The organism is Paenibacillus nuruki (assembly GCF_001721045.1).
GTDB lineage: Bacteria > Bacillota > Bacilli > Paenibacillales > Paenibacillaceae > Saccharibacillus > Saccharibacillus nuruki.
Window position 1 is genome coordinate 59,304 of record NZ_MDER01000075.1, and the last position, 11,807, is coordinate 71,110.

General features: G+C 39.2%; 9 protein-coding genes. 7 read left to right on the forward strand and 2 right to left on the reverse strand.

From position 1 onward, the window contains the following. Positions 1 to 42 precede the first annotated feature (42 nt). Together PTI45_RS19225 and PTI45_RS19230 are read right to left on the reverse strand one after the other, a co-directional pair. On the reverse strand, positions 43 to 516 hold the full coding sequence (locus PTI45_RS19225; RefSeq protein WP_069329206.1) for a MarR family transcriptional regulator: 474 nt from the start codon (positions 514 to 516) through the stop codon (positions 43 to 45). Positions 517 to 566: 50 nt separating this feature from the next. After that, a complete protein-coding gene (locus PTI45_RS19230; protein WP_139129287.1) occupies positions 567 to 1,433 on the reverse strand; it encodes an AraC family transcriptional regulator in 867 nt (288 codons plus the stop codon). A 386-nt stretch (positions 1,434 to 1,819) separates the two neighbouring features. Between PTI45_RS19230 and galE the strand changes: the two genes are divergently transcribed. The 7 genes from galE to ptsG all read left to right on the forward strand — a co-directional run bounded on the left by galE (position 1,820) and on the right by ptsG (position 11,730). After that, positions 1,820 to 2,812 (forward strand): UDP-glucose 4-epimerase GalE, encoded by a 993-nt coding sequence (gene galE / locus PTI45_RS19235; protein WP_069329208.1) that lies wholly within the window; start codon positions 1,820 to 1,822, stop codon positions 2,810 to 2,812. Then, positions 2,805 to 4,412 (forward strand): UDP-glucose--hexose-1-phosphate uridylyltransferase, encoded by a 1,608-nt coding sequence (locus PTI45_RS19240; protein ID WP_069329209.1) that lies wholly within the window; start codon positions 2,805 to 2,807, stop codon positions 4,410 to 4,412. The genes galE and PTI45_RS19240 overlap by 8 nt, the downstream gene beginning before the upstream one ends. A 291-nt stretch (positions 4,413 to 4,703) precedes the next feature. Continuing rightward, positions 4,704 to 5,867, forward strand: a complete 1,164-nt coding sequence (locus PTI45_RS19245) for an iron-containing alcohol dehydrogenase (RefSeq protein ID WP_069329210.1) — start codon at positions 4,704 to 4,706, stop codon at positions 5,865 to 5,867. Between the two features lie 210 nt (positions 5,868 to 6,077). Then, positions 6,078 to 6,599, forward strand: coding sequence for an NfeD family membrane protein (locus PTI45_RS19250; RefSeq protein ID WP_069329211.1), 522 nt, complete (start codon positions 6,078 to 6,080; stop codon positions 6,597 to 6,599). A gap of 74 nt (positions 6,600 to 6,673) precedes the next feature. Next, positions 6,674 to 8,311 carry a flotillin lipid rafts scaffold protein FloT gene (locus PTI45_RS19255; protein WP_069329212.1) on the forward strand — a complete coding sequence of 546 codons (1,638 nt, stop codon included), beginning with the start codon at positions 6,674 to 6,676 and terminating at the stop codon, positions 8,309 to 8,311. Between the two features lie 190 nt (positions 8,312 to 8,501). Continuing rightward, positions 8,502 to 9,368, forward strand: coding sequence for a glucose PTS transporter transcription antiterminator GlcT (gene glcT, locus PTI45_RS19260; RefSeq protein ID WP_069329276.1), 867 nt, complete (start codon positions 8,502 to 8,504; stop codon positions 9,366 to 9,368). A 304-nt stretch (positions 9,369 to 9,672) separates the two neighbouring features. After that, complete coding sequence (gene ptsG / locus PTI45_RS19265) at positions 9,673 to 11,730, forward strand: glucose-specific PTS transporter subunit IIBC (protein WP_069329213.1); 2,058 nt, start codon at positions 9,673 to 9,675, stop codon at positions 11,728 to 11,730. Positions 11,731 to 11,807: the final 77 nt, after the last annotated feature.

The window sequence follows — 11,807 nt, forward strand, 5'->3', positions numbered from 1 at the left end:
TAGTTGTCTGAGCTCTATCTTATTGTTTGATCATCGATCGGTTTATTCAGACTTTGGATCATGATCTAACTTTTTAATTTCATCATCCAAATGATTACTGTATTTTTCTATAAAACGAAGCATATTTTCAAATTGTTCATCAGTTACTTGTTCAAATACAACTTGATCTCGTTCTTCAAATTCTTGGTGCAATTGCTCATGCATATGTTGGATTTGGATTCCTTGTTCTGTAAGTTTGAAATAAATTTCTTTTTTATTATCAGGTTTCTGATAGCTTTCGATCAGTTGTTTGTCGATCAGTTTTTTAGTGATTTTGCTTATCGCACCTCGGGTCATATACAGTGATTCTGACATCTTAGTTACATTTGCATCGGTATGGTGCCCAATATATTCGATACAGTGTACTTCAGAAGGTTTATAATCAGTAAGGCTACTTTCCATTTTGAGTTTATTCAACCAGACTAGTTTACTAAATAAATCTCGGAAATGGGTAAGTACCTGTTCTTTTTTATTCATCCTTTAGTTCCTCCTCCGATTATGATAGTGAGCCAGACTACATTTCAACATTAATGATGTTTGTATTGATGAACAGAAGCACGATATCCGGTAGGCGATACTTGATAAAACCGTTTGAACTGTTTAGAAAAATAAAGAGCATCAGTTAAGCCAACAGAAGCTGCAATCTGCTGGGTAGACAACTCGGGACGCTCTCGCAACAATTGACGTGCTTTATCTATACGTAATTTGAGCAGATACGTGATGGGTGTCATACCTGTTTCTTTTTTGAAAATGCGGGACATATATGCTCGATTATACCCGAGACTGTTACACATATCTTCGATCGATACAGGATGCGCATACTGACTGGACATGTAATGAATCATTTGTTTAACGATACGGCGGGTCATTGATTGAGTTCCAGGCAATACAGCTTGTTGTATCATCAAGTCACTGGTCTCCGCTAGAATCAGATGTAGATACCCGAGTGCAGCTAGATCAGAACTTTCTTTTTGACTGGCAAATGAAACAAGTAATTGTTCTAAATACGTACCGATACGTTCTTGCTCACCTGTCCGAGCAATAGGAGAATGAAGCGTAAAACCAACCTTTTCAATCAGTGTCGCAGCTTCCTGTCCAGCAAAAGCAATCCAGCGATAGTGCCAGGGTTGCTGTTGATCGGAAATATAGCTGACCAATTGCCCAGGATGAATCAGAAATAAATCACCTTGAGATAAACGGTAGGCTCGCTCCTCGGTGATAAATTGACCATGTCCGCTTTCGATATAATGAAGCAGATAATAATCATATATTTTGGGACCAATACGGTGATCAGGGGATGTCTGACTTTCACCAGCAAACAATACATACAAAGCTCCTTGGTCATGAAAAATAGGATTAGGTGAAACTTGATACGTTTTGGCATTTGTCATCACTATGCACTCCTTATTGTGAAGTTTATTGCCGAAGTCACATTTGTCCATATAGATCACACATCTATTCATTACATCTTATGATATTCATATAGTATACTTAGTTCAAGCCAAACATTACATCATATCTAAATATGATAGTAAATAAAGGCGAAAATCATATGTATTTTCACATATACTAGCATATAAATAGTACTGATCTAGTATATAAATAACTAACAATGTTTAACATCAGGTCACATCGATACTGCTTAAGATTATGGTTTTATGTTGAAGTAGCGACTTTTTTAGACATGGATTGATTTGGCACATGTTCTGTTTATATACTCTTCACAAAAGAGAGTTACACTAGATAACATCATATATACTACTATTAGGAGGCGAATAAAATGGCAATATTAGTCACAGGTGGAGCAGGTTATATCGGATCACATACAGTAGCTGATTTATTAGAACGTGGAGAAGAAGTAGTGGTGATTGATAACTTATTAACAGGTCATCAAGAAGCACTTCTAGGTGGCAAATTCTATGAAGGTGATCTACGAGATAAAGAATTGTTAACTCGTATTTTTGCTGAAAATGATATTACAGCAGTAATCCATTTCGCAGCAAGTTCACTGGTTGGTGAAAGTATGCAGAATCCTTTCAAATATTATGATAACAATGTTTATGGTGCAATGTGTCTACTGGATGCGATGCAACAAGCAGGCGTGAAAAAAATCGTATTTTCTTCAACAGCAGCAACTTATGGTGAACCGGAAAAAGTACCGATTGAAGAAAGTGATCGTACAGAACCTGCTAACGTATATGGCGAGACCAAGTTAATGATGGAACGCATGATGAACTGGTTCGATAAAGTACATGGTATTCGTTATGTAGCTCTACGTTACTTTAATGCAGCAGGTGCACATACAAGTGGCAAAATTGGAGAAGATCACCGTCCAGAATCACATTTGATCCCGTTGGTATTACAGACAGCATTAGGTCAACGTGAATTTATCTCGGTCTTTGGTGAAGATTATCCGACAGAAGATGGCACATGTATACGTGATTATATTCATGTCAGCGATCTAGCAGATGCTCATATCAAATCTGTAGAGTATCTGAACAATGAAGGTGCAAGTAATGTATTTAATCTAGGTAACGGTCAAGGATTCTCTGTAAAACAAGTGATTGAGACCGCAGTCAAAGTCACAGGACGCGATATTCCGGTCAAATTCGAAGCACGTCGTAGTGGTGATCCAGCAGTCTTGGTGGCTTCTTCGGATAAAGCACGCTCTGTACTTGGATGGAAGCCTTCTTACAATCAATTAGAAGATATTATTAGTGGTGCATGGCAATGGCACGAATCTCATCCACAAGGATATGGTAACCATGAGTAATCCAGTAGAACGTACAGCTGAACAAAATAGCGCATTACTTGCAATCGATGAACTGATTAAGTTCGCTTTTGATAAAGGATTAATTAAAGGAGCCGATATCGATTACGGACGAAATCTATTGTTAAAACAATTCCATTTCGATGAACCTTATAATCCAGATGTACCGGCAATTCATATGGTCGCTCAGGGACAAGCAGCGGCTGAACCACAAGTGATGTTGGATACATTGATTGATTATGCACATAGCATCGGATTATTGGTTGAAAATACAGATACGTACCGGGATTTAATGGATGCAGAGATTATGGGATTATTGATGGCACGTCCATCAGAAGTCACTGGAGATTTCTTTGATACGTTAGATCGGGAAGGTATTGAATCTGCAACAAGTGAATTTTATCAGTTATCGATCAATTCCAATTATATTCGGATGGATCGTGTCTCCAAAAATGTATACTGGAAGCAACCAAGTGCATACGGAGAAATGGAAATAACGATTAATCTGTCCAAACCTGAGAAGTCGTCAGCTGAAATTGCTTTGGCTAAATTAATGCCACCACCATCGTATCCTAAATGTCAGTTGTGTCGTGAAAATGTAGGTTATGCAGGACGTATTAATCATCCAGCCCGCCAAAATCTACGTGTTATTCCACTTCAACTGAACGGAGAATCGTGGTTGTTCCAGTATTCACCTTATGTGTATTACAATGAGCACTGTATCGTATTCCATCATGATCATGTACCGATGAAATTAACAAAAGATACATTCCGTCGTTTGCTTGATTTTGTCGATGAATTCCCGCATTATTTCTTGGGATCGAATGCAGATTTGCCTATCGTAGGCGGTTCAATTTTGACACACGATCATTTCCAGGGTGGACGACATACGTTCCCGATTGAACGAGCTACTGTGGAAGAAGTATATGGTCATAATGTTCATGATGATATTACATTAGAATTGGTAAATTGGCCGATGTCTGTCGTGCGTTTGCGTGCGAATAATTCATCTTTATTATTGAACTCCGCGAACGAGATCTATGAAGCATGGAAATCCTATAGTGATGCCGAAGTTGATATTTTAGCGTCAACGATTCAAAATGGAGAATCGGTTCGTCACAATACAGTGACACCGATTGTTCGTCGTCGTGATGGTCAATATGAAATCGATCTTGTATTGCGTAACAATCGTACGAATGAACAGTATCCAGATGGGATTTTCCATCCTCATCCGGAGATGCACCATTTGAAGCGTGAAAATATCGGATTGATTGAAGTCATGGGATTAGCTATTTTACCAGGTCGTCTTAAAGAAGAATTGGATCAGATTGCTTCGATTTTAACAGGAGATATCGCTTTGCTGGATATGATTAGACAACAACCGAATCATCCATTAGCGATTCACTTGCTTTGGATTGAGCATCTGGTTGAAGCGTACGGTAATGATCTAGATCATGATCAAGCCACGTTAACGATTCAAAATGAAGTCGGTACCAAATTTGCTGAAATTCTTGAACATGCAGGCGTATATAAACGCAATGATCAAGGTCGTAAAGCATTCCGCCGCTTTGTTACACGAATGAATTATCATCTAAAAAGTTAAATATGATGCTAGTCAATCTACTATCTCTGGGTAATGATAAGAGGTAGTAGATTTTTTTATACAAATTTGGGTAAATATAATTGTACGAAACCAATGTTAAAAGCAGTTTGATCGGGAAACTTTGTTTTTAGCTGTATAAGGTATATAATTGTAAAGGGCTGAGGAACAGTAACTTACTTATAACTTATTACAGCAGATATCCTACAGTTTATATTATAGATATACACTTATATCGAATAGAGAAGTATCACTTCATCTATGAATCGTTTTATTCCAAGGAGGAATTTTCCAATGAAATCATTTGAATTTTATAATCCAACCCGTCTTATTTTCGGTAAAGGTCAACTTGAAAAGTTGAAAAGAGAAGTAGGTAACTACGGTAAAAACGTATTGCTTGTTTATGGTGGAGGTAGTATCAAACGTGCAGGTCTATACGACAAAGTGATCGGTTATTTGAATGAAGCAGGAGCTAACGTTACAGAACTTGCTGGTGTAGAACCGAATCCGCGTTTGTCTACTGTACACAAAGGTGTAGATTTATGTAAAACGAATAACATTGACTTGATTCTTGCAGTTGGTGGCGGTAGTGTACTTGACTGCGCCAAAGCGATTGCTGTTGGTGCAAAATATGATGGCGACATGTGGGACTTTGCACAACGCAAAGCAGCTCCTACCGATGCATTGCCATTAGGTACAGTATTAACTATGGCAGCAACAGGTTCAGAAATGAACAGTGGTTCTGTGATCACTAATACCGAAACACAAGAAAAATTAGGTTGGGGTAGTGCATATTCATTCCCTGCATTCTCTATTCTTGATCCTGAGAACACCTATTCATTGCCTAAAGATCAAACGGTATATGGTGTTGTAGATATGATGTCTCACGTATTGGAACATTATTTCCATGCTGAGGAAAATACAGATATTCAAGACGGATTCTGTGAATCTATTCTACGTGGTGTTATTGATGCAGGACCTAAATTAATCAATGATTTGCAAAACTTTGAATTACGTTCAACAGTGATGTATGCAGGTACAATGGCATTAAACGGTGTTGTTAATATGGGTTACAACGGAGACTGGGCAACTCATAATATTGAGCATGCGGTATCTGCTGTATACGATATTCCTCACGGTGGTGGACTTGCGATCTTATTCCCGAACTGGATGCAACATAATTTACATGTGAATCCTGCTCGTTTTGCTAAATTAGCCGTTAATGTATTCAATGTAGATCCAACAGGTAAGAGCGATGAAGAAGTGGCTAATGAAGGTATTCAAGCATTACGTGACTTCTGGACTTCAATTGATGCACCTAGCCGCCTAGCAGACTACGAAATTGACGATAGTCAAATCGATGTTATGGTAGACAAAGCGATGAAATTCGGCGCATTCGGTAACTTTAACAAATTAGAAGCAGAAGATGTGCGTAAAATTTACAGCATGTCTCTATAATTTCTCTATTTTTGAATACAATCAATAAATATATAAGCTGCTTATTCCTATCAGTAATGATAAGGAATAGGCAGCTTTTTTTGTCTATATCGTAAAAAATTGAAACTTTACTTACCATCAATACGTAAATATAGGTATAACGCCAAAAAATGGTGGATTAAAGCAGAATATCGCTTTTTTTCGCTAAATAGAAGAAAGGAGCGAACAGACATGGAAACGCTATTTTGGATTTGCTTAATCACCGGTGCACTTTATGCATTGTTCAGTCTGTTATTTGGTGACTTGCTTGGTGATGCGCTAGGTGGGATAGACTTACCAGGGTTTGATCTGTTTAAGCCTGTTATTTTGGCAGCAGCCGTTACATTGTTCGGTGGAGCAGGGATCATGTTAGTACGTTACAGTTCGTTCGCTCCTGTAGCTGTTGTACTGCTTGCATTATTGATTGCTGTTGTCGGAGGAATGTTTGTATTTTTTGTATATGTCAAACCGATGGAAAATAGTGAGGTTTCGACCAGTTACTCGATTCAAGAAATGATTGGTCGTATTGGAGAAGTCACAATACCTGTTCCACAAGTAGGATACGGTGAAGTGATGATTAAGCTTACAGGTGGCAACACGTTACATATTGCATACAGTTTTGATCGTTGTGCACTCGCCGCCGGTATGCGGGTAGTGATCGTAGAAGAACAAGAAGGAACATTAGGTGTGTCTTTATTAGAAGATTCCATATGATTGGCGTTAGAACAGAAGCAGTATAACAGCTTTTTGAAAAGGTAGCCTAAATCAGACCAAAAGGGGCGAGACGTATGGCATTTTTGAATGAGATGATTATTGTACCTGCGATTGTGATTGTAGTCTTGATCGTACTCGGAATTACATTCTGGGCAAGGTACAAAACGGTGAGTACAGACGAAGCAATGGTTGTCACAGGTTCTTTTCTGGGCAGTCGTAATATTTCAGATGATGGAGCAGGGCGCAAGATTAAGATTGTACGTGGTGGCGGCGCATTTATTTTACCTATTTTTCAGAAATCAGAATTTCTGTCGTTATTATCACATAAACTGGATGTAACAACGCCCGAAGTGTATACAGAGCAAGGCGTACCGGTACTTGCAGATGGTGTAGCTATTATTAAAATTGGTAGTTCGGTTGAAGATGTAGCGACAGCGGCTGAACAATTTATGGGCAAGCCTATTCAAGCATTACAAGCAGAAGCACAAGAAGTGTTAGAAGGTCATCTACGTTCGATTATGGGTTCGATGACTGTAGAAGAAGTCTATCGTAATCGCGATCGATTTGCGCAAGAAGTACAAAGTGTAGCTGCGCGTGATCTGAAAAAGATGGGTCTACAAATTGTTTCTTTTACAATCAAAGATATACGCGATAAGCATGGATACCTTGAATCACTGGGTAAACCTCGAATCGCCGCTGTCAAAAGAGATGCAGAAATTGCTGAAGCTGAAGCGGTTAGAGATTCTCGGGTGCAGAAAGCATTGGCAGAAGAAGCCGGACAAAAAGCAGAATTACTTCGCGATACCAATATCGCTGAAGCTTCCAAAGAAAAAGAATTAAAAGTAGCTTCGTTTAAAAAAGATCAAGATACAGCAAGAGCCGAAGCCGATCAGGCGTATCATATTCAAGAAGCCAAAGCCAAGCAGATTATGATGGAAGAACAGATGAAGATTGAACTGGTTCGTAAAGAACGTGAGATTGATTTACAAGAACGAGAAATTACAGTACGTGAGAAATACTATGATGCAGAAGTGAAAAAGAAAGCCGAAGCCGATCGTTTCTCTGTAGAACAAGCAGCCGAAGCTGAAAAAGCTCGTAAAATGCGTCAAGCCGAGGCGCATCAATATTCAATAGAAACTGAAGCGAAAGCATCTGCAGAACAACAGCGTCTAGCCGGACAAGCAGAAGCCGATGCTGAACGTGCTAAAGGTACAGCGGAAGCTGAAGTGATTCGTCTACGAGGTCTTGCTGAAGCCGAAGCGAAGCAGAAATTAGCAGAAGCATTCCAAAATTATGGACAAGCCGCAATCCTTGATCTAGTTGCCAAAATGCTACCTGAATTAGCAGGTAAAATTGCAGAACCAATAAGTGCGATTGATAAATTGACTGTCGTAGACACAGGTAAAGGTGAAGGCGGCGGAGCAACACGAGTGAGTAACTATGTAACTGAACTGATGGCTACAGCTCCAGAAATGCTGAAAAGTGTCTCGGGACTGGATATCGAAGAATTAATCAAAGGATTTGCAGGTGGCAGATCACAGCAAGTTGGTAATAGCATTTCTGAGACTAGATCTGATATAGCTGCAAATAAATATTCACAGACAGCAGACTCTTCTGAATCGGTATTATCTCTTCCAACTCAAGATAAAAATGATCAAGATCATGCAACAACATCTACAGGAATAGGAATTTCCAGCGAACAAGAACGATAATGGAATATTTATATGTAACAATCATGCTATAAAGCAAATCTGTTTACAATGACATCAAGACGACAAGTCCTTGCTCAATAAGGATTTGTCGTCTTCTTTATCTAGTTAGCTAGCAGTTCAATTGTATTGACTAGAAGGTGAATTTTTGGTAACTTTACGGGATGAAGGTGATCGTAAAAGGGGTGCAAATGTGAGCAGCCTACTTGTGGCTAAAGTGCTGAATAATAACGTTATTATCGCTGATCATCCTCAGTATGAAGAAGTTGTGGTGATTGGCAAAGGAATCGGCTTTAATCGTAAAGCGCGTGACGTGATTCCTTTAGATGTTGTCGAGAAGATGTTTATTTTAACCAATCAGCAAGAACAGGAACAATATAAGCAGCTCGCTGTTCAGATTGACGAGCGGATTATCGAAGTCATTAACGAAATCATTTATTATATTAATTCGGAAAGTAAGACTCCACTGAATGAACATATTCATATTGCCTTAACCGATCATATTGCATTTGCGATTAAGCGTGCCGAGCAAGGGATGACGATTCAGAATCCTTTTTTGTATGAGACACGAGAAATGTATCCATTAGAATATAAATTAGCTGCTCATGCATTAGAAATCATTCATGATAAGCTAGGTGTAGCTTTGGAAGAAGATGAGATTGGTTTTGTCGCACTCCATATATATAGTGCATTGACCGATCAGCATATCACAGCGATCAAGGCGGATTCTCGTCTAATTGCCGATATGGTCAAAGTTATCGAAGATAGCCTCAAAATATCAATTACTGGTGATACTTTAGATTATTCTCGTTTGCTCACTCATTTGCGATTTGCGATTGAACGTATACGTAGAGGTGAAAAAGTAGCGGCTACTCATCGCTTAGAAGAAATGCTTAAAATGGAATATCCTGAAGTCTATTCGCTATCTTGGAAATTAACAAAGATGATGGAGAAACGATTACGCCGACCCGTCTACAAAGCCGAAGTGAGCTACCTAACCATGCATTTACAACGGTTTGTCGAGAAGCGTGAAGAGGAAGAAGAAAGTACGCAACAATAGATTCAAAATCGATTAAATCTTTTTTATTGAAAAGGCTTGCAGATTTAAAAAGTGGGTGCTATAATTCAGAACGTAATCAACAAATGAATAGCGGATTTTTTAACGTGTTACTGATTCGATCAGGCATGAGTTAACAAAGTATTTGATGTAAGGCTGTAAGCACACAGGGGTAGTCTATCCTTATGTACCGAGATCCTTATCCTATCAGATACGTTGTTCACTCGTGCCTTTTTTTGTGGCTTTCCGCCTTAATTTGTTGAAGCAACAATATATTATTTATACTATTCGAGGGGAAGTGGCGGTATTGTTTAGACGTCTGTTTGGCGTTTTGCAAAAAGTAGGTAGAGCATTGATGCTTCCAGTGGCAATCTTGCCAGCAGCAGGTTTATTGCTTGGTTTTGGTAACATGCTCGTTAACCCTGACTTTTTGCAGTATATTCCTGCATTAAATGCACACTGGGTTCAAATTACAGCGACTGTAATGATGAACTCCGGACAAATTGTTTTTGATAACTTATCCTTGCTCTTTGCCGTCGGGGTAGCCGTCGGTCTTGCTGGAGGAGAAGGGGTAGCCGGGCTCGCAGCCATTATCGGTTATCTAATCATGAACGTAACGATGGGTACAGTTATGGGTGTTACATCTGATATGGTTGGTAAAGGCGACTATTCAGTAGCTTCTGTACTTGGTATTCCTACATTACAAACAGGCGTATTCGGCGGTATTATTGTCGGTATTCTAGCCGCATCGATGTATAAACGTTTCTTCCGTATTGAATTGCCTTCTTATCTTGGTTTCTTTGCAGGTAAACGTTTTGTACCGATTATGACAGCTATTACTTCTTTGCTTTTGGGTCTAGTAATGGTTCTGATCTGGCCTCCAATTCAAACATTCTTAAACACGGTTTCTCACAGTATGGTTGAATCGAACCCTACATTAACAGCATTTATTTTCGGTGTAATTGAACGTTCATTGATTCCTTTCGGTCTACATCATATCTTCTACTCACCATTCTGGTATGAATTCGGTGAATATGTAAACAAAGCAGGACAATATGTACGTGGTGACCAAAAAATCTTTATGGCGCAACTTCGTGATGGTGTTCCATTTACAGCAGGTACATTTATGACTGGTAAATTCCCGTTCATGATGTTCGGTCTTCCAGCTGCTGCACTTGCGATCTACCATGAATCCAAACCACAACATAAAAAATATGTTGCAGGTATCATGGGTTCTGCCGCATTGACTTCGTTCTTAACAGGTATTACTGAACCGCTTGAGTTCTCATTCTTGTTCGTAGCACCAGTATTGTTCGGTATTCATGCAATCTTCGCTGGTCTTTCTTTCATGACGATGCAGATTCTAGGCGTTAAAATTGGTATGACTTTCTCAGGTGGTCTGATTGACTTTGTATTGTTCGGCGTTATTCCTAACCGTACTGCATGGTGGGATGTTATCATCGTCGGTCTAGTCTTAGCAGTCATCTACTACTTCGGATTCCGATTTGCGATTCGCAAATTTAACTTGAAAACACCAGGTCGTGAAGATACGCCAGCAGGTGATGATAGTGCAGTAAGCAGTGGTGGTAATAGCAAAGATGAATTGCCACATAACATTCTTGAAGCATTTGGTGGACAAGAGAATATTTCAAGTCTAGATGCTTGTATTACTCGTCTACGTATTCAAGTTAAAGAACCTAAAAACGTAAATAAAGATCGTTTGAAATCTTTAGGCGCTTCCGGTGTTCTAGAAGTGGGTAATAATGTCCAAGCGATTTTCGGAACACGTTCCGATACGATCAAATCGCAAATGCAAGATATTATTGCAGGGCGTACACCAAGACCTACACCAGTCACTGTAGATTCGGTTCCAGCAGAAGGAACAGCAGAGAATCAAGTGAACATTTTGGCAGAAGAAGTAATCGTTGCTCCTGCTGATGGTGAGTTGATGAATATTAGTGAAGTACCAGATCCTGTATTTTCACAAAAAATGACAGGTGATGGATTCGCAGTATTACCAACCAATGGAACCATTTGTTCACCGGTGAATGGTAAAGTATTTAACGTATTCCCTAGTAAACATGCGATCGGTATCATGTCTGAAGCCGGTAAAGAAATTCTTGTGCATGTAGGCGTAAATACGGTTAAATTGAAAGGTCAAGGCTTCACTGTATTGGTTGCAGAAGGCGATGATGTTATGGCTGGACAACCGATCCTTGAAGTGGATCTGGAGTATGTAAAAGCAAATGCACCATCGATCATTACTCCGATCATTTTCTCCAACTTACCAGAAGGTGCTACTGTAACATTGCACAAAACAGGTAATGTAAAAACAGGAGAAGGCAATATCGTTACCATCAAGTAATACGTTCATTTCGACTTTTGCAATGAATCTCAAAAAAATATAAAATAACAGACTATACGTACTTGTAAGTAAACAGT